Below are 24,310 nucleotides of genomic sequence, written 5' to 3' on the forward strand. Positions count from 1 at the left end.
GCACGTCAGGCCGGTCAAGCCAGATGGCCGAAATGGGCGCCGGAACTCCTGGTTACGCGCTTGGCGAACCGTGGCATCACCGGCATGTGGCCCCATCAGTACGAAGCCGCCGACCTGGCCCATCGTGGCCGAAACGTGATCATTTCCACGGGCACGGCCTCGGGCAAGTCGCTGGCGTACCTGACCCCCGCGGTCTCCTCCTGCCTCGACGGAGGCACGGTCCTGTATCTGACGCCGACCAAGGCGTTGGCCGCCGACCAGCTCCGCGGGCTGCGGGAGCTGCGCATCGCGCAGGTGCGGGCGGCGACGTTCGACGGTGACACGCCGTTCGAGGAACGCACATGGGTGCGCCAGCACGCCAACTATGTCCTGACAAACCCGGACATGCTGCATCGCGGCATCCTTCCTCGGCACGCCCAGTGGTCCTCGTTCTTCCGCCGGCTCCGCCTCGTGGTGGTGGACGAGTGCCACGGTTATCGGGGGGTGTTCGGCTCGCACGTGGCCCAGATCCTGCGCCGCCTGCGGCGGGTCTGCGCCCGGTACGGGTCGCATCCGGTGTTCCTGCTGGCCTCGGCGACGGCCAGCGAGCCGGGGACGTTCGCCAGGCGGCTGACGGGGCTGGAGATGGACGAGGTGACCGAGGACGCCTCCCCCAAGGGTGCGACCACGTTCGCCCTGTGGGAACCGCCCCTGACGGAGCTGCGCGGTGAGGGCGGCGCTCCGGTGCGCCGCACGGCGACGGCCGAGGCCGCCGACCTGCTGGCCGACCTCGTCCTGGCCGACGTCCGGACGCTGGCCTTCGTCCGCTCGCGGCGCGGCGCTGAGACGGTCGCGCTGACGGCCCGCGCCAAGCTCGCCGACGTCGCCTTCTCCCTCTCCACCCACGCCCACCGCCCCCACCCCTCAACCCCGCACCCCAGCCACCACACCGATGCCCACCTCACATCTCTCACCGAGCCACATCTCCACCCGGACTCCCAACGCCAACCCCCCGCTCAGCGACACCTCCACCCCGAGGTCCAGCAAGCGACGCCCAACCCGCCGCACCTCCAGCCCGACAGCCAGAACCCCCCCCCCACCCAGCCGCATCTCCGCCCCGGCACCCAGCAGCCCAGCCCCAACGAGCCACCCCTCCGCCCCGACACCCAGCAGCCCACCCCCACCCAGCCACACCCCCACCCCGACACCGCGCACTCCACCAAGCCGCAGCCCCAGGCCGGCCACCACCCCGTGAGCCGCCGTCACCTGCACAACGAGCTCCCCGACCGGCAAGACCCGGCGGACGCCCCCACCTCCCTCCCGCCGGATTCCTGGCCGCTCCCCGACGACGAGTCCGACTCGGCCGATCTCCCGGACAAGGTGGCCGCCTACCGGGCCGGCTACCTCGCCGAGGACCGCCGCCAGCTGGAGAAGGCGCTCCGCTCGGGCTCCCTCATGGGTCTGGCCACCACGAACGCCCTTGAACTCGGCGTCGACGTCTCCGGGCTCGATGCCGTACTGATCGCCGGCTGGCCCGGCACCCGCGCCTCCCTCTGGCAGCAGGCGGGCCGAGCCGGACGCGACGGGCAGGACGCGCTGGCCGTCCTCATCGCCCGGGACGACCCGCTCGACACGTACCTGGTGCACCATCCGGACGCGCTCTTCGGCCGGCCCGTCGAGGCCATCGTGCTCGACCCCGACAACCCGTACGTCCTCGGTCCGCATCTCTGCGCCGCGGCCGCGGAGATCCCGCTGAGCGAGGATGACCTGCACATCTTCGGACCCACCGCGCCGGAACTCCTCGACGACCTGGTGACCCAGGGCCTCCTGCGGCGGCGCCCCACCGGGTGGTTCTGGACCCGGCGGGAGAGGGCCACCGACCTGGCCGACATCAGAGGCTCGGGCGGCGCCCCGATCCAGGTGGTCGAGTCGTCCACCGGCCGCCTCCTCGGCAGCGTCGACGAGCCGTCGGCGCACACCACCGTCCACACGGGCGCGGTGTACCTGCACCAGGGCGAGACGTTCCTGGTCGAACTGCTCGACCTCGAAGCCGGGGTGGCTCTGGTCAGCAGCAGCGAGCCGGACTACACAACGTTCGCCCGGGATGTCACCGAGATCTCCGTACTGTCCTCCCTTCGCTCGCACGCCCTGGGGCGGGGCGAACTCCACTTCGGCGAGGTCGAGGTGACCCGGCAGGTCGTCTCGTACCTCAAACGACGTCTCCAGTCCGGCGAGATGCTCGGCGACGAGCCCCTCGACCTTCCGCCGCGCACCCTCCGCACCAGGGCGGTGTGGTGGACGCTCCCCGCCTCGGAGCTGGTACCGCTGGCCGAGGACGGCATCGACCTCGGCGGCGCCGCCCATGCCGCTGAGCACGCCTCCATCGGCCTGCTGCCCCTGTTCGCCACCTGCGACCGCTGGGACATCGGCGGCGTCTCCACCGAACTGCACGCCGACACGGGCCTGCTGACCGTGTTCGTGTACGACGGCCACGAAGGAGGCGCGGGCTTCGCCGAGCGCGGGTACGCCCGGGCAGCCGACTGGCTGACGGCGACCCGTGAGGCGATCGCCTCTTGCGAATGCGAACGCGGCTGCCCTTCCTGCATCCAGTCCCCCAAGTGCGGCAACGGCAACGAACCCCTGGACAAGCGCGGCGCCATCCGCCTCCTGGACACCCTCCTGGGCACGTCGCCGAACTGACCGCGGGGTTGTTCGACGCGGGCGACCGGTAGCGGCCTGCGCAGGTGTGTTGGCGCGGGATGCCGGCGGTGAGCCTTATGGAAGTCACTGATCGTGCCGCTGTTCCTCCTGATCGCCGGGCCCGGGGCGTGGAAGTCGGCCGGAGATCCGATCAGGCTTCGTCGCGCTCGCGTGGCTGGGGATGAACCGTCCCAGTCATCGCCTGAACCCTGGTCAATGGGCTGGCCGTCACGTCGCGGGCCCGCACGGGAGCGACCCGTCAGTGATCGGGTCCCTACGAACGGGAATCGGGCCGTAAGGGATGTCCAGACGTCGGCGATCTCGTCGCTCACTTGGCATCTGACCAGCTTCGTGCCGTTCTCTGCTGCCACGGCGGCCGCTGCTCGGCACGCCTCGCCCGGGTCCGCGATCGCCAGCCGGGCCGCCGTCAGAGCACTCAGGTCCGCTGCGGCGTTGACGCGGTGGCGGGCCACTCGCGCGGACGCCACGGTGGCCAGCGCCACGGCGACCACCATCAAGATCCCCATGAACGCGACGCCCCACAAGGTCGCCGAGCCTCGGTCGCGTCCATGGGGGCGTCGGTCTGGAGGAACGGTAGACGACACTTCAGACCTTTCTCGGCCAGTCTCTTTAGTTACGTCTGTTGCGTATGTTGCGGCTGCGGCTCTGTTGCTCTGCTGCCCTGTTGCGTCGACTACGCCAACAATGTCGGCCAGGTCGGACAGCGGGTCTCTCAGTGACGTGTTTGTGTCGATGGCTCGCGCTCGTGGATTGCCGGTCTCCAGCCTCTGGAGAGCCGATGTGTGTTCGCTGGTGTCTCCTGCCCTTCCCCTGTTCGTCGCCTTCGCCTTCGTCGCGTTCGTGGTCATCGTCGCGTTCGTACCGTTCATCGCGGCGGTGGGAATGTGCCCGTCTCGGAGAGGTGTCGGGCAGGGAAGTGTGCGGTTCCTTGCCGGCTTCTGCAATGCCGGCTTAGGCCGGCCCATTGGTTTCAGTTCTCGGTGGCAGCCGAGGCGGAGGCCGACACACGTATCGCGGGGAAGGCCGCGCCCCCTGCTGGCCGCACGTCCACAGCGACCTTCACATGGGTACGTTCCGGGCCTCGGCTCACCTCCACCTGGGCGTCCGAGCGGGTGGCCGACCTGACCAGTTCGCGTACCTGGTCCAAGGGCTCCCCGCGGGCGGCGGCCCGCGCTCCCACGCGGGCCGCGTCCACGCATTCGAGCTGGGCTCCGACGGCCTGGACCGTCCACAGAGCGGCGGCGAGCACGACCATCAGAGCGGGGAGGACGGCGGCCGTCTCTGCCGTTACCGAACCTCTGGACCCTGACCGCCCGGCGCGCCACGCGGCGGACCTCCGGGTCAAGGTCATGTGGTGGTCTTGAGAGCGCGGTCGATGAGTGCCTTCAGCATCTCCTGAACCTCCGGGCTGCTCACGACCTTGAACAGCAACGCCGCGAAGGCGCAGGCCGCGATGGTGCCAACGGCGTATTCGGCTGTGGACATGCCTCGGTCGCGGTTGGCCGCCGCGTAGCGCGCCCACGTGGCGATCCACCGCCCGGCACGGCGGCGCTCTTCCGCGCCCGCCGGAGGAGTGGTGGAGGGCTCCGCGGTCGCCGTAACGGCGGTCTCTCGGAAGGTAAGGGGGTCGCGCATCATGCCTCCAGGTGGCTCGGTGCCGGGGCGATCCGGCGTTGCGGACCAAGCGTTGCGGGAAGGGGTGGGTGGCCGATCCGCCGAATGGCGTTCTGTGGATACCGCGGGGTGGGCGGGTTCCCTGTGGATGCGGGCCGAACGCGGGCGTAGAGATCTGAACGATCTGCGGAGGTGGAGGCCGGGAGGGATGACGCTTGGCCGGGGGTCGGGAGGGACGACGCTTGGGGGGCGTGGATGCAGGTCGTCTGTCGCGGATTGTGCGGCGACCGGCTGAGTCGGTGGCGACCTGGCGGCGGGCGCAGATGGTGCTGCTGTCGGCTCAGACCTGCTGATGGCCCGACTTGCGAGGGGTGGTAGGCGTCGTCACCCAGGGGGCCGCGTTCGCCATGGTCCCCTTGGACCAGCCTGCTCGGCGCCAAGAGCCTGCTCGCCTGCATCGGTTGCCGGTGCGGGGCCGAAAAGCGATCGAGCAGCCCGGGCTCGCCATGTCGGCGGTAGCGATTCACACACTTCGCCGCGGTGGCGGGAGATGCCCACCTCCGCTGCGACGTGGGCGATGGGACGGGCGCGACATCTCTCGACTGGCCGGCGTCGTCCTTCGGGATGAGCGTTGCGATGCGTCATGCCGACCGGACGTCTTCGGCCGGCGCGGCAACCGCGGGATCAGGCATGTGTGCTCCCTTGGGCAGCAAGAGCGGAGTCGCAAGCAGGAGAACGCCGGAGATGGTGATCGCGGTGAGCGGACTGGTGAGTGTCGCGAGGACGCCCCAGATCGCCATGAGGGCGGCCTGAGCGAGTTTGCTGCTGATGCTCCATGCGCTGAGAACTTGCGCGGTGTGATCAGCGGGAGTGCGTTGCAGGCGTTCTGTCGCGTAGATGGGGTTGAAGACGCCCATACAGGTGATCAGCAGGCCCTCGACGACGATGACCGTGAGGAGTCCGGGGATGCCCGGCTGGGTGAAGGCGAGGCCGAGCGGGAAGACAGATCGCAGCCAGCCGGAGACGGTCATGACTCGGTGCCGGCCGTGGCGGGCGACGAGACGCGCGGAGAGGCGGGCGCCGACGAAGCCAGCGATCGCGGGGACCCCGAAGGCGAGACCGTACTGCCAGGCCAGGAAGTGGTACTGGCCCAGTAGCAGGACGGACAGGAGCGGGAGGGTGGCCATGATCAGACCGCCGACGGTCACGGAGTTGAGGAACAGACGTCGCAGTACGCGGTCGTGGAGGATGAACCGCCAGCCGTTGAGAAGGTCGGCTCCCCGCAATCTGGTGGCCGGGTCGCGAGGTGCCGCGACGTCGCCTCCACGGATGCGGAGCACTCCGAGCGCGGACAGCAGGTAGCTGAGGGCGTCCGCCGCGACCGTGATCATCGGGCCGAGCAGTCCGATGAGCGCCCCACCGAGAGGCGGTCCTGCCGCGGTCGCCACCCACGCCGTGCCCTCGAATCTGCCGTTCGCGACGAGGAGATGGTCGCTGCGAACAAGGTGTTTCAGGTAGGCGCCGGAGGCGGCGGTGAAGGCGATGCTCGCCGTTCCGGCGACGACCGACACGACAAGCAGTTGGCCGTAGGACAGTAAGCCGAGGAGGTATGTGATCGGGACGCTCGCCATGGCGAGGAAGCGGACCAGGTCCATCGCGATCATCACCGGGCGCTTGGCCCGATGCTCGACCCACGGCCCGAGCGGCACGGCAACGAGCGCCGCGACCGCAAGTCCGGCGGCATCGAGGAGCGAGACGGCGAATGCCGACGAATGCAGGACCCGAACCGCGATGAGCGAGAACGCCCCGAAAGCGATCCACGTGCCGTATGTGCTGACGGCGTAGGCGGACCACAGCCACCCGAAGCCGGGCCCCAATCTCACGCGCACGTGACTCCTTCGCGACAACCGAATGTTTGGCTGCCTGAATCACACCAGCCGCACCGCAGCGTGATCAAACAACCGATCCTCGGCGAGCCACAACTGTTGGTTGGGCGTGCATATGCTGATGCGATGGATACGGAAGCGGTGCGATCCTTCGTCCGGGCGGCCGAGCTCGGACAGTTTCAACACGCGGCCGACGAGCTGGGCGTGACCCAGCAGGCGGTCTCGAAGCGGATCGCCGCTCTTGAGCGCGAGCTGGAGGTCCGCCTGTTCACCCGTACCGCCCGAGGGGTCGAACTGACGCTCGACGGCCAGGCGTTCCTCCCGCATGCACGGAGCATCGTCGTGGGTGTCGAGCGCGCCATCACCGCGATCAGGCCGAACTCACGGGCTCTGCGGATCGACGTCCTCGGGTTTCGCAGCGGACAGGCCATCGTCCTGCACGACTACTGGCGGTCGCATCCCGAAACCGACCTCGACGTGGTGACCTTGAAAGCCGGCGACCCACACGTGGCGGTTGCCGCCATCAGAGCGGGCGATATCGACGCCTCGTTCCGCACCGTCACCGACCCGGCCACGCTGCCAAGCGACGTCGAAATGATCCATGTACTCGACTTCCCTCTGGAGCTCCTCGTGGGCCCGAGACATCCGCTTGCCTCCGCGCGAACGCTGACACCAACCCGGCTGCGCCGGCATCGGATCTGGGTGCCCGGTATCGCACCACGGAGCGAATGGGCGGAGTTCTACGACCAGCTCGCCGCTGCCTTCGACCTCCGCATCGACGGGGCAGGCCCGAACTTCGGCGTCGAAGCACTCCTCGACACCCTCGCGGAATCCGCGGACGTGGCCACCCTGGTCGGCTCCCGCGACCGCCTCGTCTGGCCGACGAGCTACGACCTCCGCCGCATCCCGGTCGTGAACCCTACGATCGCCTACCCGCAATCGCTCATCTTCCCCAGGACGAATCCACACCCTGGACTTCGGGCGATCATCGACTACTTCGGAAGCCTGGCGACCCTGCCCGAGACGGCCTGGCTTCCCTCTTGGGTCACGCCGCGCCGCAGCAACGCCGCGCCCTTGGGTAACGCCGCGCCGTAACGATGGGGACGTTGCGCCCACCCGGTGTTGAGGGTGACCTCCAAGGTGCGCTGCCGGCATGACGAAGCGTGGGACCGAGGAGGCGATTGGTTGCGGGAAGCTCGTGGAAAGGCGGGAGTCCGGGGTGGTGTGGTGGTTCAGGGCAGCACGATCGTCGATGCCAGGCCGGCTATCACGGGGATGATGCCGAGCAGGACGAACGCGGGCAGGAAGCACAGGCCGAGTGGTGCCACCGCCTTGACACCGACGCTTCGGGCCGCCGCGACCGACGTCGCCCGCGCGGCCTCGCGGGCGTCGTCCGCCACGCGCATGAGGACGTCCGCGACCGGGGCGCCGCTCTGCGCGGCACGGCTCATGGCGCGCGCCAGCTGGCCCGTGGACGGGTCCCTGGCGAGGTGGGCCCACGTCGGCTCTGGATCGGCGCCGAGCCGGAGCTGACTGCTGACCCAGGAGAGGCGTTGGCCGAGAGGGCCCGCGACCGCGTTCGCGGCGATCTCGGTCGCTGCGCCGACTGGCCGGCCCGCGCTGAGGCAGGCGGCCATCAGGTCGGCGGTGAACGGCAGGTCGGCGATGATCCGCTCACGAACGCGCCGGGTCGCCGGGTCCTGCCTTCTCTGCAGCGCGAAGGCCACCATGGGCATGGTGAGCAGGCCCGCTATGACTCCCGGAACGCCGCCGATCATGAGGATGGCGAGGCCGCCCGCTGCTGCTGAGGTGATCACGATGCGCCGGTCGAGAGGGCGAGCTGTTGGTCGGGCCGGAGCCAGCCAGGCTGGGAGGGCCTCCTCATGGTGGCCTGACTTGTGGTGCGCGTTTGTATGCGCGGGCGAGGGCGTCCTGCCTGTCGGTGAACCGTCTGCATTCAGGGGCCTTGGTGCTCCGGCTGTATCTGGCGGTGTCGGTGCTGCGGTCGTGGAGGTGCCGGGCCCGGGGCGCAGCCTGGCCAGCCGCTCAGCGGGGGTGGTCGGTGACATGCACAGCCACGTGGAGAGGCCGGCACAGAGTGCCGAGAGGAGGGCGAGCATTGGCTGATCCGATTCGTTGGTCCGCTGTCGGTCCGGGGGATAGCGGCCTGGAGTGGGTGGGTGGTGGGCGTGTTCTGCGGCCCGGTGGAGCGGATGGCTGCCGCCGCCGGGACGATCCGGGAGACGTGCATGGATCGGAGGCGAGTGGCGCCGGGCGTCACACTGGTACGGACCGGCCTTCACGAAGCCTGGGCTCGTAGAGCCATGCGGTGGGTCCACCACAGGCCGCAGGCGTCAAGGGCGATGCCGGCCATGAGGCACGCGAAGCCGGGGAGGCTGCCGAACAGGAAGTCCAGCGGATGCATGTCCAGGGTGGCGGCCATGAGGAGGCCGAGGGCCGGGAGGGCGGCGAGCATCCTGGCCGTCGTGCGTGGGCCGGCGAGCTGGGCGGCGACGTCCTGCCGGTGGGCCTGGGCTGCGCGTAACGTTCCTCCGACCCGCTCCACCAGCGCGGCGAGGCCTGCTCCCGCCGTCACGCTGACCTCCCAGCAGGCGGCCAGGCGGCGCAGGCCCTCACCTCCGTGAGCCGGTGCGACCGCCGCAAGGGCGCTCGACACGTCCCCGCCGTCACGGGCCGCCGCCGCGACTGGCCGCATGGCGTCCGCGTCGGGGAAGTCCACGGCTTCGAGGGCTCTCGTCAGCGCCTCGCCCGGGGTGCGGCCGGCCGTGAGTTCAGCCGTCAGGGACTGGCACAGCTCGATCGTGGCCCGGCGCCAGGCGTCGGCACGGCGGGCCGGGCTGGGGCGCGCCGCCAGCCGTCGTAGGGACTGCCACGGGAACGACCGCTCGGGCGAGGTCATGCGGCGCAGTCGCGCCACCGCGATGTCGGGGCCTGTCCACATCCAGAGGGCGAGGGTTGTGAACATCGCGGCCGTGAACGCCGTCATCGCCTTCTCCTGCCTGCTGCTCGTCGCATGCCGCGGAGCCAGTCCGCTCTTCTGTCGTCCTGTGTGGGGTGATCACTGCCGCTGCTTGAGGTCGACGCTCGGTCATGACGGTGTTCTCGCCGCGAGGGCGTCGTAGCCGGGGCCGAAGTGGGAGCGGCCGTGTGCGTCGAAGCTCAGAGCCGGGACCGCTTCCACCAAGCCCGCCGGAGTGCGGGACAGGAGGCAGATCTCCGCCACGCGGCGGCGGCCGTCCGCGCGTCCGCGTGTCAGATGCACCACCACGTCGAGCGCGGCGGCGAGCTGGCTGTGAACGGCCTCCCGGGTGAGTCCGGCGGCACAGCCGAGCGCCTCCAGGCGTGGGGGCACGTCCGCCGCGGTGTTGGCGTGCAATGTGCCGCAGCCGCCCTCGTGGCCCGTGTTGAGCGCTGCCAGCAGGTCGACCATCTCCGCGCCTCGTACCTCGCCCACGACGACCCTGTCCGGGCGCATGCGCAGCGCTTGCCGTACGAGATCGCGGAGTCCCACGCCTCCCGCTCCCTCCAGGTTGGCGGGACGCGACTCCAGGCGGACGACATGAGGGTGCAGGGGGCGCAGCTCGGCCGAGTCCTCCACGAGGAGCAGGCGCTCACGGGGGTCGGCCAGCGACAGCAGGGCCGAGAGCAGGGTGGTCTTGCCCGTACCCGTCCCGCCCGTCACCAGGAACGCCAGCCTGCCCGACACCATCGACGTCAGCACCGGGACCGCCGCGGGCGGTATGGTCCGCGCGTCCACGAGGTCCACCAGCGTGAACGTGCGTTTGGGTGGGAGGCGCAGCGAGAGGCAGGTGCCGCCCGGAGCCACCGGGGGCAGGACGGCGTGCAGGCGGACACCTCCGGCGAGTCGGGCGTCCACGTACGGCGAGGCGTCGTCGAGTCGTCTGCCCGCGGCGGCGGCCAGCCGCTGCGCCAGCCGTCGCACCGCGCTGTCGTCGGTGAAGGCGACCGAGGTCCGGCGCAGCCCTTGGCCCGCGTCGACCCACACCTCTCGTGGGCCGTTGACCAGGACGTCGGTGACATCGGGCTCGGCCAGCAGCGGCTCCAGCGGGCCCGCGCCGATGAGGTCCGCGCAGAGGGCGCGGGCCACCGCCAGGATCTCGGCGTCGCCGTACACGGACTTCTCCGCCCGGAGAGCCACGGCGACCTGCGCGGCGCTGGGTTCGACGCCTGTGCGCGCCAGGCGCACCCGCACGGCTTCGACCAGTTCGGGGGACACGGTGGGGTTGGTGGTGGTCATCTTCTCTCCCTGGGGTTGCCGTCGTGGATGCGTGCGCACCGTCGTACGCACGGGCGTGCCGTCATACGCACGGGCGTGCCGTCGTACGTACATGCGTGCCGTCGTGGATGCGTGCGCGCCGTCGGACGCCCGCGCCGCCGTGGGTGCTGTCTTCGTGCCTGTTCTGGCCTGGCTTGAGGGGCTTGCCGGCTGTGCCGGTCGTCGTGCCAGCCGTCCGGCTCAGGTGGGGAGGAGGTCGCGGAGGAGGGAGGCGCACGCGGCGCCCAGGGGAGTGCGGGGGCCGAGCTTCGGGAGCTCGCCGTGGTTGAGGGTGGTGGTCAGGCGGGGGTGGTCGGGGAGTCGGCCGGCCACGGGGATGTGGAGTGAGGTGGTGATGACCTCCTCGTCCAGGACGCCCGGGCGGACGACGGCGCGGACGTCCGCGGTGTGGTGGGTGGTTTCCGCGAGCACCTGGGCGGCGGCCAGGACGCCGCGCACGTCCGCGGTGACCACCAGGAACGTGGTGCTCGCCCTGGCCAGGGCCTCGGCCGCGGCGGGGTCGACGTGGCGGGGCAGGTCCACGACGACGAGGTCGAAGCCTCGATGGCCGGCTTCGAGGACCGAGCGCATCGCCTGCGCGGGGATGGGCTGCACCTCGCGACGCGGGAACGAGAGCACACTGAGCTCTCCGAACGCCGGTAGGGCCGTCTGGAGTGCCGTCGAGCTGACCCGGCCTTCACGGGCGACCAGGTCCCCCCAACGGGCGCCTCCCGACTCCTCGTGGCCGAGCAGGGCGTCTATGCCGCCGCCCAGCGGGTCGGCGTCGATCAGGAGCGTGCGCAACCGCTCCTGGGAGGCCTTGAGCGCCAGGCAGGAGGACAGGACACTCGCACCGGCGCCTCCCCGGCCGCCGATCACGCACAGCACGACGCCGGCACGCGGCTCCGGCTCCATGGCGTCGGCGAACTCCTCCACCAGCCGGCGCTCCCCCGACGGCAGCGCCACGACAGCCTGAGCTCCCACCGCGACGCACTTGCGCCAGTTGTCCGGGTCGTCAGGCTCTCGGACGACCAGCAGGACGCGATCTCTGGCGGGGGGCGCGGCGGCGGCCACCGAGTCGGCCACGTCGTCTCCGACGGCCACCAGCGAGGCGAGGCTCCACAACGGCCTGGCATGGGTGGGGGTGTGAGCGACGTCCAGTTGTGCGCCGGCAGCGGCTGCTATGCGGACGAGGTCGTCGAGGAGGTCGTGGTCCTCGGTGATGACCAGCGGGCGGTGCATCTGGGCCTCCCTGGGATCGGGAGGTCCACCTTGCCGACGTGAGCAGGTGCCGGGTTGGAGCGAACGGCATTCTGTGGATGAGGATGGGTTGCCGGCTCGTAGCTGTGGACAACTTTCGCCGTAGCCGCCGATCGGCAGAGGCGGAGCAAGGTGATCAGGTGTCCCGGGGCGCTCCGTGAGCGGGCAGCCGGACGGTTGAGGCGGGCTGCCGATGGAGGGCGACGAGGGCAGACGAGAGAAAAGGGGCGACCCCCGCCGGGGGGGAGAGCGGGGGTCGCCTGATCGGTCCGGCTCCGGGGGGGTAGAGCCGGTCCCGTTTCAGAAGAAAGCTTTCATCACATGACCGGAGCATGGCAAGGGAGTCGCAAAGCAATCCCGTGCGCAGTCACTCCAGTTTCTGGGATACCACCGTATGCTGCCCGATCAACTCGAGTTACGTCGAGGAGCAAACTCGCATTTTCGCCAAGTTTTTTCCGCCAAGCATAACGATCACATAAAGGACGTCACCCTAAGTGATGGTCACCGGCCGGCAATCGAACGGTGTGCGCCCCTCCATGGGGAGGTCTTCCCCGACTCGGCAAAGGTCTTGTTCCAAGGGGTTCCCATCAGGGCGGATCCGACGTACAAAGGTGACACGGACCACTTGTCCGGGTGCGTCAGCAGGGCACCCACGCGCGACCAGCCGCGGGAGGCGCGTCGAGACGGGCTTGACCCGTCCGGCGAACAGAGATGCGCGCTTGGTAACCCTGTGTGACGCACCGGCAGACGGCGTCTCATATCGGGACGCCGTCCGCTATGTGCGCAGTGACACCGGTCGCGCTCAGCCGCGCTGGAGCGCCTCGCAGATGGCGGTCGCTTCCCGCACCCCGAGGGTCACCGCGGAGGCAGACTGCCGTACCCACTCCGCCACACCCTCGCCCGTGCCCGTCAGGTAGGCGCGCAGCCCGTCCGTGTACGGCAGCTCCAGGTGCCCCACCTCGACGGCCGCCAGCGACTTCGGGTCCAGCCCGTACTCCACCAGCGTGAGGCGTTCGGCCGCTCGGGCCACCACGCCGTCCGCGACACCGAACGGCCGCAGGACCGCGAGCTCGGCGTGCACCACGGCGGCCAGCACGAGCGCGGGCGCCTTCGTCGGCGTCCCCAGCAGCTCGAACAGGGCCTCCATCCGCGCGCCGGTCTCCTTGGCGCCCGGCGCGGGGCCCAGGCCGAGGGGGTCGGGGACCTCCGCTTCCTGATCCGGGGAGTCCGTGCGCGGGCGGCCGAGGTGCGCAGGGTCGGCCAGGCCGGCGGCGGCCGCCGTGTGGAGCCGGGCCAGGACCTGTCGCGGAGCCTTGCGCCAGGTGGGGCCGAGGCGGCCCATCTCGGCCGACGCGCGCAGCGCCCCCTGGACGACCGGGTCGTGCACCTCGTCGCGCCGGAGCGCGTCGAGCGGAACGTCCACGCCCTCGATGGCCGCCGACGCCCGCGCGCCGCGCAGCGACGACTCCGCGGAGACCGCCGGGCCGGCGCGTCGCAGGACACGGTGCCGGTACAGCAGGTCGACGGCCCGCCGAGCCTCCTCCACCGCCTCGGGGACGCCGGGGAGCCGCGCGATGACGGCCAGTGGGTCACTCACGGAACCCGACCTTACCCGTGAGTACTACTGGTCCGACCGGCCATCCGACCTGTTTCGAGGAGCCAGGGAAACGTCAGCGCGGAGTGACCGCCGGACCGGCGCGCCCCGGCCGGCGCACAGCATGGCGCCGGACCGTACGACCCCGCTCCGGGGCCCATAAAGCCCTGCCCGACACCGCCATTTGGCCCGTTCCAGCTTTGCTCGATTTCAATGCGGCAACATTTCAATAGCTTTTGTCCGGCCAATCTGGATAAAAGGCCGGCCGGTCGGGCCATGAGGTACAGACCTGTCTAGACCTCTTGTGTGCGCCCCCTATGAGCTGGTGAAGTGGGACACGACCTAACAACCTGGCCATAGAAGGAGCACGAGGTGGCCCCGGAGACCCCTGGCACCGAGCCGCAGGCGCTGTCGAACCTCCTGCAGGAGAATCGCCGGTTCGCGCCCCCAGCCGAGCTCGCGGCCGCCGCGAACGTGACCGAGGCGGCCTACGGCGAGGCCGCCGCCGACCGTCTTGCCTTCTGGGAGGGTGCCGCCGGCAGGCTGGCCTGGGCCAAGCGCTGGGACACCACACTGGAGTGGAACCCGCCTTTCGCCAAGTGGTTCATCGGCGGTGAGCTGAACGTCGCCTACAACTGCGTGGACCGTCACGTCGAGGAGGGCCGCGGCGACAAGGTCGCCTACTACTGGGAGGGCGAGCCCGAGGGCGACACCCGGGTCCTGACCTACGCCGACCTCCAGCGGGAGGTCTCCAAGGCGGCCAACGCGCTGCTGGAGCTGGGCGTGGGCAAGGGCGACCGGGTGGCCATCTACATGCCGATGATCCCCGAGCTGCCGATCGCGATGCTCGCGTGCGCGCGGATCGGGGCGATCCACTCGGTGGTGTTCGGCGGCTTCTCCGCCACCGCGCTGAAGAGCCGCATCGACGACGCCGACGCCAAGCTGGTCATCACCTCCGACGGCGGTTACCGCCGTGGCGCGCCGAGCGCGCTGAAGCCGACCGTGGACGAGGCCGTCGCCGCGTGCCCGCAGGTCGAGCACGTTCTGGTGGTACGGCGTACCGGGCAGGACGTCGCCGTCAACGAGCGCGACGTGTGGTGGCACGACGTGGTGGAGCGGCAGAGCGAGCAGCACACGCCGGAGGCGCACGACTCCGAGCACCCGCTCTACATCCTCTACACCAGCGGCACGACCGGGCGGCCGAAGGGCATCCTGCACACCACGGGCGGATACCTGACGCAGACGGCCTGGACGCACCACGCGGTGTTCGACCTCAAGCCCGAGAGCGACATCTACTGGTGCACCGCCGACATCGGCTGGGTGACCGGCCACTCCTACATCGTGTACGGCCCGCTGGCCAACGGCGCCACGAGCGTGATCTACGAGGGCACTCCCGACACCCCGCACCGCGGCCGGTTCTGGGAGATCGTCCAGAAGTACAAGGTCACTCTGCTCTACACCGCGCCGACGGCCATCCGGACGTTCATGAAGTGGGGGGACGACATCCCCGCCAAGTTCGACATGTCCAGCCTGCGCATCCTCGGCTCGGTCGGTGAGCCGATCAACCCCGAGGCGTACGTCTGGTACCGCGAGCACATCGGCCACGAGCGTTGCCCCGTGGTCGACACCTGGTGGCAGACCGAGACCGGCGCCATCATGATCAGCCCGCTGCCCGGCGTGACCCACGGCAAGCCGGGAGCCGCCATGCGCCCGCTGCCGGGCATCGTCGCGGACGTGGTCGACGATCAGGGCAACAGCGTCCCGAACGGCGGCGGCGGGTTCCTCGTCGTCCGTGAGCCGTGGCCGGCGATGCTGCGCACGATCTGGGGCGACGACCAGCGCTACATCGACACGTACTGGAGTCGGTTCGAGGGCATGTACTTCCCCGGCGACGGCGCGAAGAAGGACGAGGACGGCGACCTGTGGCTGCTCGGCCGCGTCGACGACGTCATGCTCGTCTCCGGCCACAACATCTCCACCACCGAGGTGGAGAGCGCGCTGGTCAGTCACCCGAAGGTGGCCGAGGCCGCGGTGGTGGGCGCGACCGACCCGGTGACGGGGCAGGCCATCGTGTCGTTCGTGATCCTGCGGGGCGGCGCCGAGGAGGGCGACGACATCGCCGCCGACCTGCGCGCCCACGTGGCGAAGACGCTCGGCCCGATCGCGAAGCCGCGTCAGATCCTGGTCGTGCCGGAGCTGCCGAAGACCCGCTCCGGCAAGATCATGCGGCGGCTGCTGCGTGACGTGGCCGAGAACCGCAGCATCGGCGACGTCACCACCCTGGCCGACAGCACGGTGATGAACCTCATCTCCGAGAAGCTGCCCAGCGCCAAGGCCGAGGACTAGCCCAAGAGGCCGCACACGGCCACAAACACCCCAAAGGGCCGCTGATCCCGAAATTTCGTGCGATCGGCGGCCCTCGCCGTGTCCCGGCCGGCCCCGGGAACGAGCCCGGCAGCCCCCGGGACGAGCCCGATCCGCCCCCGGGAAGAGCCCCGCCCAAGCCCCTCCCCGCCCGCGGCGTTATCTTCTCCGATTGGGTAAGAACCGTCACCAGCGGGTTCACCCGGCCGGCGGCACCGGCCGGGCGGCGCCACCGCCGGGCAGACAAAGGTATGCAAGCGGCGCTTCCCGTACGGACCGGCATGCGGCACGTATGGGTACGCAACCGGCGCAAAGCGCTGGATGATGTTTGACACGGCCACCAGGCCTCGATAGGAGACGTTCATGCCGCAGACTCCCGAGGAAGAATCCCTGGGCTCGCTGGTCGCCCAGGCGAGCAATCACATCTCGACCCTGGTCCGATCCGAGATCGAACTGGCCAAGGCCGAGTTCAGGTTCGACGCCAAGCGGGTGGGCACGGCCGGTGGGCTGTTCGCCGCCGCCGCGTTCATGGCGCACCTGTGCCTGATCCTCGCCTCGTTCACGATCGCGTACGCGCTGTCCCACTGGCTGCCCGACTGGCTGTCCTTCCTCATCGTGACCGTCTTCTACCTGCTGGTCGCGGCATTGCTGGTCTTCATCGGCATCCGCCGGCTCAAGGGGCTGGCCGGGATGAAGCGCACCGCCCGCTCGATCAAGGGCCTCAAGGAGATCGCCTCGCCGGAGGAGGCGACCGCACCGGCGGTCGCGACGGGGCCGTCGGCGGGCCAGGTGGGGCTGCACCGGGAGCCGGTGAGCCGCGATGGCACCTGACGAGTCGGCCGTCCACATCGACGGTCCCTGGAAGCACCGGCAGGTCCACGCGGGCGGCACGCGCTTCCACGTCGTGGAGGCGGGCGAAGGGCCTCTGGTGCTGTTGCTGCACGGGTTCCCGCAGTTCTGGTGGACGTGGCGGCACCAGCTCCGGTCGCTGCCGGCGGCCGGCTACCGGGCGGTCGCGGTGGACCTGCGCGGCTACGGCGGCAGCGACAAGCCGCCGCGCGGCTACGACCTGCCGACGCTGGCGGCCGACGCGACAGGCCTGATCCGGGCGCTGGGCGAGACGGGCGCGATCGTGGTCGGCCACGACTGGGGCGGGCTGCTCGCGTGGACGATGGCCGTGCTCGACGCCAAGTCCGTGCGCCGCCTGGTGACCGTCTCCGCCCCCCATCCCGTACGGCTGCGCGGCGCCCTGCTCACCGACCCGCTCGGCCAGCTCCGGGCGAGCAGCCAGCGCCTCGGCTTCCAGCTGCCGTTCCTGCCGGAGCACCGGCTGACCCGCAACGGCGGGGCCATGGTCGGGCGGCTGCTCGACGAGTGGTCCCGGCCGGGCTGGCCCGACGCCGAGACGGCCCGCGTCTACCGCGAGGCGTTCGGCATCCCGACCGTCGCCCACTGCGCGCTGGAGTATCACCGGTGGTTCGGCCGCTCCCAGCTGCGCCCCGACGGGCGGCGCTACGCCCGGGTGATGCGCACCGAGATCGAGGCGCCCACCCTGCAGATCCACGGCGCGCTCGACACGTGCCTCCTCCCGCGCACCGCCCAGGGATCGAGCCGCTACGTGGCCGCCCCCTACCGGTGGAGGCTGCTCGAAGGCGCCGGCCACTTCCCGCACGAGGAAACCCCCGATCTGTTCGACACCGAGCTGACCGGCTGGCTGTCGGATCCGGAGCCCGACCGATGAGAGATCGCGATCCCGAGGGCAGGCCGCGCAACGCCCGGCCGCGCGACGCCTACGGCAGGCCGCTGCCGCACGGCTCGTCCGGCGGCATGCCGCGCGTGCCCGACGACTACGCCCCCACGACCGAGCAGGCGCTGGCCGACGGCCGCCGCTTCCTGCGCGAGGGCCTGCCGTTCAACGCCCACGAGGTGTTCGAGGGCCGCTGGAAGTGCGCCCCCGAGGAGGAGCGGGAGCTGTGGCAGGGGCTGGCGCAGATCTGCGTGGGCCTGACGCACCTCCAGCGCGGCAACGGCCGCGGCGCCCTGACCCTGTTCGAGCGGGGCGCGGCCCGGGTGCAGTCGTACGGCGAGCCGTACGACGCGGTGGGCCGCGGCGCCTCCGCCCTGAGCCCGGACAGCGACCCCGAGCAGGCGATCAGGCTCATCCTGGGCGAGCTGCCCGCGGCGCACTGACGCCTCAGTCGCACTCCTGGGTGCCGGCGGGCGAGGTGTCGTTGCGGCCCTGGTCGGCGTCGGGCCGGACCTCGCCGGCGGTCAGCACGTAGCCGGTGTCCTCCTGGCTGACCGCGGCGGCGAAGATCACGCCGTACACCTTGCCGTCGACCGTGAGCAGCGGCCCGCCGGAGTTGCCCGGCAGCACCTTGCCGCGGATCGCGTAGACCTGCCGGTTGACGTTGCTGGCACGGTAGATGTCGGGCCCCTCGGCTTCGAGGCGGCTGCGGATGCGGGCCGGCTCGGCGGTGAACCCCTGCCCCTTGGGGAATCCGGCGATGATGGCGTTGTCGCCCTTGTCGGCCTCGCCCTCGAAGGTGAGCTGCGGCAGGCCGAGGCCGGGCACGTACAGGATGGCGATGTCGCGCTTCGGGTTGTAGCGCACCACGGTCGCGTCGTGGCGCTGGTTGGCGGAGTCGATGACGGTCAGGTCCCGCGTCACGCCGGCCACGACGTGCGCGTTGGTCATGATCCGGTCCCTGGCGTAGACGAAGCCGGTGCCCTCGATGTGCTTGTTGCAGCTCTCGGCGTTGCCCTGCACCTTGACGATGGCCCGCTGCGCCCGGCCGAGCGCGGCGCCCTTGAGGATGCTGCGCGGCGCGGGCGGCACGTCGATGATCTGGCCGGCGCCGATCGCGTCGAAGACGGGCGGGAACTCCGAGCGGTCGATGAACTTCTTGAACGGCTGCTGCCAGTTGCGCGCGGCCTGCGGGATGGCCTCGTCCACGGTGCTCAGCAGCATCGACTGCTTGACCTGCTCGACCAGCACCGGGAACGACGTGGAGACGACCAGCGACCCGATCAGCCAGGCGATCACCAGCACCGACAGGGCGCTGGCGAACGTGCCGCCGACCGCGTCGGCCACCTTGGCGGGCTCCCAGGTGACGTGGCTGCGCACGACGGCGCCGATCGTGGAGGAGGCGAACTGGCCGATCGTCGCGGACAGGAACACGATCACGATCGCGAGCAGCGCCTGCGGGGTGTCGCCGTCGACCACGGCCTTGGAGACGGGAGGCGCGATGAACACCCCGAGCACGGCCCCGCCGATGAACCCCACGAAGCTCATGACGCCGATGATGAACCCCTGCCGGTAACCCGACACGCCAAAGGCGATCACAAGGCCGATCAGGATGAGGTCGAGCAGATCACCGCGCACGCTTCAAAGGTAACCAGCGACAGGGTCAAGTGTGCACGTCTTGCCGGAGCGCAGCGTCCCGTCCTGACTACCTTGAGCGCTATGCCGCCGCTGGACGGGACCGTCCGCAGCCTGGTCGAGACGGCTCTCCGTGACGCCGATCCCGACGGGCCGCTGCGCTGGCACGTGATCTCGGAGCTGTGGCAGCGGAGCGATCTGGAGTCGTTCGTCGAGGCCAGGCGGCTGTGCGAGTCCGGCACGCTGAAGGAGCGCCTGCTGGGCGTCGACGTCATGGGCATGCTGCGGCCGTTCGTGGACCGGGCCCTGCCGGTGCTGCGCCGCCTGGCGGCCGGCGAGGACGACCCGATGCTGCTCTACTCGGTGCTCATCGCCTTCGGCCACCTCGCCGACCCGCGCTCGCTGCCGTCGGTGATCGACCTCGCCGCTCACCCCGACGCCAGGGTGCGGTACGGCGCGGCGTACGCGCTCCAGCACGTCCTGGGCGAGCCGCCGGACCAGGCGGGGCTGGACGCGCTGCGGATGCTCGCGGCGGACGGCGACGCCGACGTGGCGGCCTGGGCCGAGCTGGGCCTGGCCCTCGCGAGCGGCGACGAGCCGTAACCACCCGGACGAACCCAGACGAACCCGGACGGGTCAGCCGCGCGCGAGGACGTCCGGGGGCATGGGCTCCACTCGGTCGCGGTCCCACGGCCGCTCCAGCCCGGCCTCGCGCAGCACCGCGTCCAGCACCATCGCGGTGAACCCCCACACCAGCATCCCGCGCACCCGGAACGCCGGCCCGGCGAACCCGCTCGGATGCCGCAGCGTTAACCGGTTGTCCGCGTCGACCAGCTCGGCGATCGGCACCCGCTCCACGGAGTCCACCTCGTCGGGCGAGGCCGCGTGGACGGCCGAGGGCTCGTGCCACCAGCCGACGACGGGGGTGACGCGGTTGTCGCTGCGCCACACGTACAGCTCGGGCATGGAGCACAGCACGGTGACGCCGGCGGGATCGAGGCCGGTCTCCTCGGCGGCCTCGCGCAGGGCCGCCCGGACCGGCCCGCCGTCGTCGGGGTCGACGCCGCCGCCGGGGAAGGCGGGCTGGCCCGCGTGCCTGCGGCCACGCGTGCTGCGCTGGATGAGCAGCACGTCGGGGCCGAGCGGGCCCTCGCCGAAGAGCAGCAGCACCGCGGCACGACGACCGCCCCGCTCAGGCGGGCGCAGCCCTTCGGGCACGGGAATCCGTACGGCCTGCGCGGCCAGTCTGTCGAGCCAGTCGGGGACCACGATCACGCCATCTCCAACACGCCGGCCGCCGCGGGGCTTCCCGGCGGAGGAGCCGGTCACGAGAAGGGGCCGGGGCGGACGAGCTTGGCGGCCTGTCCGGCGTCGGTCGGGCCGGTGCCGTACGACGGGCAGAGCGTGGCGAGCGGGCACACGCCGCAGGCGGGCCGGCGGGCATGGCAGATGCGGCGCCCGTGCCAGATCAGCCGGTGGGAGAACACCGTCCACTCCCGCTTGGGGATCAGCTCCCCCACGAAGTGCTCGATCTTGACCGGGTCGGTCTCGTCGGTCCACCCGAAGCGGCGCACGAGCCGCTGGAAGTGGGTGTCCACGGTCAGGCCGGGGACCCCGAACGCGTTGCCGAGCACCACGTTGGCGGTCTTGCGGCCGACGCCGGGCAGCGTGACGAGGTCCTTGAGCTTGCCGGGAACCTCGCCGCCGTAACGCTCGGACACGGTGCGGGCCATGCCGATGATGCTGTTGGTCTTGGCCCGGAAGAACCCGGTCGAGCGGATGATCTCCTCCATCTCGGACGGGTCCGCTGCGGCGTAGTCCTCCACAGTGGGATACTTCGCAAAGAGGATGGGAGTCACCATGTTGACCCGTTTGTCCGTGCACTGAGCGGACAGGATCGTCGCTACCAGCAGCTCGAGCGGGGTACCGAAGTCGAGCTCGCAGTGTGCGTCGGGATAGGTTTCCGCAAGGACGCGATTCATCCTGCGGGCGCGACGGACAAGGGCGAGCCTTGACTCTTGGGGCATTCCCCTAGCCTATGTGCGGCGCCTTCAGTGGGGTGCGTCACAATGGCAGCAGAGGAGGCAGAGTGAACACCGAAGATGTGCTGGGCAAGGCCCCCCTGTTCGCCGCGCTCGACCGCGAGAGCGCAGCGGCGCTGCGGACGAGCATCACCGAAGTCCAGCTGTCGAAGGGACAGACGCTCTTCCACGAGGGCGAGACGGGTGACCGGCTCTACGTCGTGCTCGAAGGCAAGATCAAGCTCTCGCGTCAGTCCCCGGACGGCCGCGAGAACCTGCTGAGCGTGCTCGGCCCCAGCGAGATGTTCGGGGAGCTGTCGCTGTTCGACCCCCGACCGCGTACGGCCAGCGCCACGGCCCTGACCGACGTGCGGCTGGCCGGGCTCGGCCACGACGACCTGCGGCCCTGGCTGACCGGCCGGCCGGAGGTGGCGCTGCACCTGCTGCGCGCCCTGGCCCAGCGGCTGCGCCGTACCAACGACGTGCTGGCCGACCTGGTGTTCACCGATGTGCCCGGCCGGGTGGCCAAGCAGCTGCTCGACCTCGCCGAGCGGTTCGGCACCAAGGCCGAGGACGGCCTGCGCGTCCACCACGACCTCACCCAGGAGGAGCTGGCCCAGCTCGTCGGCGCCTCCCGCGAGACCGTCAACAAGGCCCTGGCCGACTTCGCGCAGCGCGGCTGGCTGCGCATCGAGGCCAAGGCCGTGGTCATCCTCGACATGGACCGGCTCTACAACCGCTCCAGGTAGTCGAGCTGGGCCCGTACCGACATCTCGGCGGCGGGCCAGAGCGACCGGTCCACGTCCGCGTACACGATCGTGACGATGTCGCGCGGCGTGCGCGCGCCCTGCGCCATCGCCGCCCTGATCTGGTCGAGCCGCTGCCGCCGATGCGCGAGGTAGCCGTCGAGCGCCGCGATCGGGTCGGGCAGCACCGGGCCGTGGCCGGGCAGCAGCGCTTGTGCCTCCAGGCTCTCGGCGGCCGCCCTGAGCCGGTCGAGGCTGCGCAGGTAGTCGGCCAGGCCGCCGTCCTGGGCGATGACGGTGGTGCCCCTTCCGAGCACGGTGTCGCCGGTCAGCATCGCCCGGTCGGCCGGCAGCCAGAAGCAGAGCGAGTCGAACGAGTGCCCCGGCGTGCCGTACACGTGGAGCTCCACGCCCCCCGCGCTCACCACGTCGCCGTCGGCCAGCCCCTCGCCGCCCAGCCGGTGCCGCGGGTCCAGGGCCCGTACGGGGGCGCCCACCATGGCGGCGAAGCTCCTGGCGCCGCCGCTGTGGTCGACGTGGCCGTGGGTGAGCAGGATCTCGCTGACCCGGCGCTCCCCCAGGCTTTCCCGGACCCGGCTCAGGTGCCCTTCGTCGTCCGGGCCCGGGTCCACGACGATCACCTCGTCGGGGCCGCCGACGACCCACGTGTTGGTGCCGTCGAGGGTCATGGCCGACGGGTTGGGCGCGAGCAGGTTCTGGGCGTGCTCGGTGCGGGAGCCGTCGGGCGTGCCGATCGGGATGCGCAGGCCGCTCACGCGATCACCAGCCGCAGGCCGCTCACGCGACCACCAGCCGCAGCTCGCCGCCGACGTCCACGACCCGCGGCATGATCGGGACGATCTCGCGCGGGGCGGCCAGCACGGCGTCGACGCCGTCGTGGGCGGCCAGCTCGCCCAGCGTGCGGTACGTGGGCGGCATGAGGAAGATCGCCCCGCTGCGGGCCAGGTCGAGGGCCTCGTCCGGGCGCCGCCACGTGGCGTGGTCCGCCTCGCCGCCCACGTCGCGGGCGCGCTGCCCCTCGGGGAGCACGGCGACGAAGAACCGGGTGTCGAAGCGCCGCGGCTCGATCTCCGGGGTGATCCAGTGCGCCCACGGCTTGAGCAGGTCGGACCGGAGCACCAGGCCGCGCCGGGCCAGGAAATCGGCGAAGGCCAGACTCCGGTCCACGAGCGCGAGCCGGTCGGCCTCCCAGTCGTCGCCGGTGGTGTCGGCGACCACGGAGCCCTCGTCGGGCCCGGCCAGCAGCACCCCGCACTCCTCGAACGTCTCCCGTACGGCCGCGCACACCAGCCCCCGCGCGACCGCCTCGTCCGCCCCGAGCAGCCGCCCCCACTCCGCGGTGGACGGCCCGGCCCAGGCGACGGCCTGGTCGGTGTCGCGCGGGTCGACGGTGCCGCCGGGGAAGACGTGCGCGCCCGCCGCGAAGGCCATCGTGGACTTCCGCCGCAGCAGGTAGACCTCGATGCCCTCCCGTCCCTCGCGCAGGACGACCACGGTGGCCGAGTCGCGCGCCGGCGCGGGGGCGACGCGACCCGACAGGACGTCCCTGGCACGGGCGGCGAGGTCGCTCGGAAGCGGAAGACCAGTCACATGACCTCCTTCAGAACATCACTCGGTCATCGTGACATATCCGTATTCGGGAGGCCTGTGGCGATCCACGGGTGTCAGGAGACCTCGGCGATCAGCTCCACCTCGACCGGCGCGTCCAGCGGCAGCGACGCCACACCCACAGCGCTGCGCGCGTGCCTGCCCGCGTCGCCGAGCACCTCGGCCAGCAGCTCGCTCGCGCCGTTGGCCACCTGCGGCTGCTCGGTGAACCCCGGGTCGCTGGCCACGAACACGACCGCCTTCACGACGCGGACGACCGACGCCAGCTCGCCCACCTCGGACTTCAGCGCGGCCAGCGCGTTGAGCGCGCAGATGCGGGCCATCTCCCGGCCCTCGTCCACGGTCAGCTCCGCGCCCAGCTTGCCGGTGCGCGCCAGCTTGCCCTCGACCATGGGCACCTGACCCGAGGTGTAGACGAGGTCACCGGTGCGCACGGCCGGCACGTACGCGGCCAGCGGCGGCACCACCTCGGGCAACGTCAGCCCGAGATCGACGATCTTCTGCTCCGGGGTCACTGCTTCTCCCTCTTGAAGTAGGCGACGAGCTGCTCCGGCGAGGCACCCTGCACGATCTGGACCAGCTCCCAGCCGTCGGCGCCGAAGTTGTCCAGGATCATCTTGGTGTTGTGGATCAGCACCGGCGCGGTGAGGTACTCCCATTTCTTCATGGAGGTCAGCGTAGGCGCTGAGAACGGCAGCTTGTGGTGGGGGGGGGGGGGGGGGCCCCCCCCCGGGGGGGGCACGAAAAAACGAAGGGGGGGGGGGGCGGCGCAGGAGCGGCAGGGGCCGGGCAACGAGGTGGGGTGGGGGCACCCCCC

Annotated in this window: 23 protein-coding genes and 2 pseudogenes; 8 read left to right on the forward strand and 17 right to left on the reverse strand. The window is 71.1% G+C overall.

The annotated features are described in order from the left end of the window. Nucleotides 1-135: 135 nt before the first annotated feature. Complete coding sequence (locus tag ACIBG4_RS34220) at nt 136-2,679, forward strand: DEAD/DEAH box helicase (RefSeq protein ID WP_397205678.1); 2,544 nt, start codon at nt 136-138, stop codon at nt 2,677-2,679. Nucleotides 2,680-2,927: 248 nt separating this feature from the next. Here ACIBG4_RS34220 and ACIBG4_RS34225 read toward each other — a convergent pair. The 5 genes and pseudogenes from ACIBG4_RS34225 to ACIBG4_RS34245 all read right to left on the reverse strand — a co-directional run. Then, a pseudogene (locus ACIBG4_RS34225) lies at nt 2,928-3,665 on the reverse strand (Rv3654c family TadE-like protein); the annotation flags it as partial. Between the two features lie 5 nt (nt 3,666-3,670). Continuing rightward, nucleotides 3,671-3,955, reverse strand: a complete 285-nt coding sequence (locus tag ACIBG4_RS34230) for a TadE family type IV pilus minor pilin (protein WP_397205680.1) — start codon at nt 3,953-3,955, stop codon at nt 3,671-3,673. Between the two features lie 92 nt (nt 3,956-4,047). Beyond that, complete coding sequence (locus ACIBG4_RS34235; RefSeq protein WP_397205682.1) at nt 4,048-4,338, reverse strand: DUF4244 domain-containing protein; 291 nt, start codon at nt 4,336-4,338, stop codon at nt 4,048-4,050. Nucleotides 4,339-4,772: 434 nt separating this feature from the next. Further along, nucleotides 4,773-4,959: pseudogene (locus ACIBG4_RS34240) on the reverse strand (helix-turn-helix domain-containing protein); the annotation flags it as partial. After that, nucleotides 4,956-6,197, reverse strand: coding sequence for an MFS transporter (locus tag ACIBG4_RS34245; RefSeq protein WP_397205684.1), 1,242 nt, complete (start codon nt 6,195-6,197; stop codon nt 4,956-4,958). The gene ACIBG4_RS34245 and the pseudogene ACIBG4_RS34240, both read right to left, overlap by 4 nt. A gap of 129 nt (nt 6,198-6,326) precedes the next feature. Between ACIBG4_RS34245 and ACIBG4_RS34250 the strand changes: the two genes are divergently transcribed. Further along, the gene (locus ACIBG4_RS34250) at nt 6,327-7,295 is read left to right on the forward strand and encodes a LysR family transcriptional regulator (protein ID WP_397205686.1); all 969 of its coding nucleotides are present in this window, start codon (nt 6,327-6,329) and stop codon (nt 7,293-7,295) included. A gap of 137 nt (nt 7,296-7,432) precedes the next feature. Here the strand turns inward: ACIBG4_RS34250 and ACIBG4_RS34255 are convergent, their stop codons facing one another. From ACIBG4_RS34255 to ACIBG4_RS34275, 5 genes are all read right to left on the reverse strand, one after another. Then, a complete protein-coding gene (locus ACIBG4_RS34255; RefSeq protein ID WP_397205688.1) occupies nt 7,433-8,017 on the reverse strand; it encodes a type II secretion system F family protein in 585 nt (194 codons plus the stop codon). A gap of 482 nt (nt 8,018-8,499) precedes the next feature. Beyond that, a complete protein-coding gene (locus ACIBG4_RS34260) occupies nt 8,500-9,207 on the reverse strand; it encodes a type II secretion system F family protein (protein WP_397205691.1) in 708 nt (235 codons plus the stop codon). A gap of 102 nt (nt 9,208-9,309) precedes the next feature. Beyond that, the gene (locus ACIBG4_RS34265; RefSeq protein ID WP_397205693.1) at nt 9,310-10,479 is read right to left on the reverse strand and encodes a TadA family conjugal transfer-associated ATPase; all 1,170 of its coding nucleotides are present in this window, start codon (nt 10,477-10,479) and stop codon (nt 9,310-9,312) included. A 219-nt stretch (nt 10,480-10,698) separates the two neighbouring features. After that, the gene (gene ssd, locus ACIBG4_RS34270) at nt 10,699-11,739 is read right to left on the reverse strand and encodes a septum site-determining protein Ssd (RefSeq protein ID WP_397205695.1); all 1,041 of its coding nucleotides are present in this window, start codon (nt 11,737-11,739) and stop codon (nt 10,699-10,701) included. A gap of 820 nt (nt 11,740-12,559) precedes the next feature. Continuing rightward, nucleotides 12,560-13,354, reverse strand: coding sequence for an oxidoreductase (locus tag ACIBG4_RS34275; protein ID WP_397205697.1), 795 nt, complete (start codon nt 13,352-13,354; stop codon nt 12,560-12,562). A 369-nt stretch (nt 13,355-13,723) separates the two neighbouring features. Here ACIBG4_RS34275 and acs point away from each other — a divergent pair, with 369 nt between their 5' ends. From acs to ACIBG4_RS34295, 4 genes are all read left to right on the forward strand, one after another. Further along, nucleotides 13,724-15,697 (forward strand): acetate--CoA ligase, encoded by a 1,974-nt coding sequence (gene acs / locus ACIBG4_RS34280; RefSeq protein WP_397205699.1) that lies wholly within the window; start codon nt 13,724-13,726, stop codon nt 15,695-15,697. 381 nt (nt 15,698-16,078) lie between these two features. Further along, a complete protein-coding gene (locus tag ACIBG4_RS34285; RefSeq protein ID WP_397205701.1) occupies nt 16,079-16,546 on the forward strand; it encodes a phage holin family protein in 468 nt (155 codons plus the stop codon). Beyond that, nucleotides 16,536-17,456 carry an alpha/beta hydrolase gene (locus tag ACIBG4_RS34290; RefSeq protein ID WP_355434183.1) on the forward strand — a complete coding sequence of 307 codons (921 nt, stop codon included), beginning with the start codon at nt 16,536-16,538 and terminating at the stop codon, nt 17,454-17,456. Before ACIBG4_RS34285 ends, ACIBG4_RS34290 begins: the two co-directional genes overlap by 11 nt. Then, entirely contained in the window at nt 17,453-17,905 is a 453-nt protein-coding gene (locus tag ACIBG4_RS34295) for a DUF309 domain-containing protein (RefSeq protein WP_310707331.1), read from the forward strand. Before ACIBG4_RS34290 ends, ACIBG4_RS34295 begins: the two co-directional genes overlap by 4 nt. 4 nt (nt 17,906-17,909) lie before the next feature. Here ACIBG4_RS34295 and ACIBG4_RS34300 read toward each other — a convergent pair whose 3' ends face one another. After that, nucleotides 17,910-19,100, reverse strand: a complete 1,191-nt coding sequence (locus ACIBG4_RS34300; protein ID WP_397205704.1) for a MarP family serine protease — start codon at nt 19,098-19,100, stop codon at nt 17,910-17,912. An 81-nt stretch (nt 19,101-19,181) separates the two neighbouring features. On the opposite strand from ACIBG4_RS34300, the gene ACIBG4_RS34305 reads away from it, so the two are divergent. Then, on the forward strand, nt 19,182-19,700 hold the full coding sequence (locus ACIBG4_RS34305) for a HEAT repeat domain-containing protein (RefSeq protein WP_397205706.1): 519 nt from the start codon (nt 19,182-19,184) through the stop codon (nt 19,698-19,700). A gap of 33 nt (nt 19,701-19,733) precedes the next feature. Here the strand turns inward: ACIBG4_RS34305 and ACIBG4_RS34310 are convergent, their stop codons facing one another. Continuing rightward, nucleotides 19,734-20,372 carry an NUDIX hydrolase gene (locus ACIBG4_RS34310; protein WP_397205708.1) on the reverse strand — a complete coding sequence of 213 codons (639 nt, stop codon included), beginning with the start codon at nt 20,370-20,372 and terminating at the stop codon, nt 19,734-19,736. Nucleotides 20,373-20,422: 50 nt separating this feature from the next. Beyond that, nucleotides 20,423-21,124, reverse strand: a complete 702-nt coding sequence (gene nth / locus ACIBG4_RS34315) for an endonuclease III (RefSeq protein ID WP_310707335.1) — start codon at nt 21,122-21,124, stop codon at nt 20,423-20,425. Between the two features lie 11 nt (nt 21,125-21,135). Between nth and ACIBG4_RS34320 the strand changes: the two genes are divergently transcribed. Continuing rightward, nucleotides 21,136-21,867 carry a Crp/Fnr family transcriptional regulator gene (locus ACIBG4_RS34320; RefSeq protein ID WP_310707336.1) on the forward strand — a complete coding sequence of 244 codons (732 nt, stop codon included), beginning with the start codon at nt 21,136-21,138 and terminating at the stop codon, nt 21,865-21,867. On the opposite strand, the gene ACIBG4_RS34325 is transcribed toward ACIBG4_RS34320, so the two are convergent. From ACIBG4_RS34325 to ACIBG4_RS34340, 4 genes are all read right to left on the reverse strand, one after another. Then, a complete protein-coding gene (locus ACIBG4_RS34325; RefSeq protein ID WP_397205710.1) occupies nt 21,849-22,640 on the reverse strand; it encodes an MBL fold metallo-hydrolase in 792 nt (263 codons plus the stop codon). The two genes, ACIBG4_RS34320 and ACIBG4_RS34325, sit on opposite strands and share 19 nt — an antisense overlap. Before the next feature lie 22 nt (nt 22,641-22,662). Then, nucleotides 22,663-23,475: an NUDIX hydrolase gene (locus ACIBG4_RS34330; RefSeq protein ID WP_397205712.1), complete on the reverse strand. Its 813-nt coding sequence runs from the start codon at nt 23,473-23,475 to the stop codon at nt 22,663-22,665. Between the two features lie 74 nt (nt 23,476-23,549). Continuing rightward, nucleotides 23,550-24,008 (reverse strand): RidA family protein, encoded by a 459-nt coding sequence (locus tag ACIBG4_RS34335; protein ID WP_310707339.1) that lies wholly within the window; start codon nt 24,006-24,008, stop codon nt 23,550-23,552. After that, nucleotides 24,005-24,160, reverse strand: a complete 156-nt coding sequence (locus tag ACIBG4_RS34340) for a DUF4177 domain-containing protein (RefSeq protein ID WP_217708645.1) — start codon at nt 24,158-24,160, stop codon at nt 24,005-24,007. Before ACIBG4_RS34340 ends, ACIBG4_RS34335 begins: the two co-directional genes overlap by 4 nt. Nucleotides 24,161-24,310 lie beyond the last annotated feature (150 nt).

The sequence above is a fragment of the Nonomuraea sp. NPDC050383 genome (genome assembly GCF_044459125.1).
In the GTDB taxonomy this organism is placed as follows: Bacteria; Actinomycetota; Actinomycetes; order Streptosporangiales; family Streptosporangiaceae; genus Nonomuraea.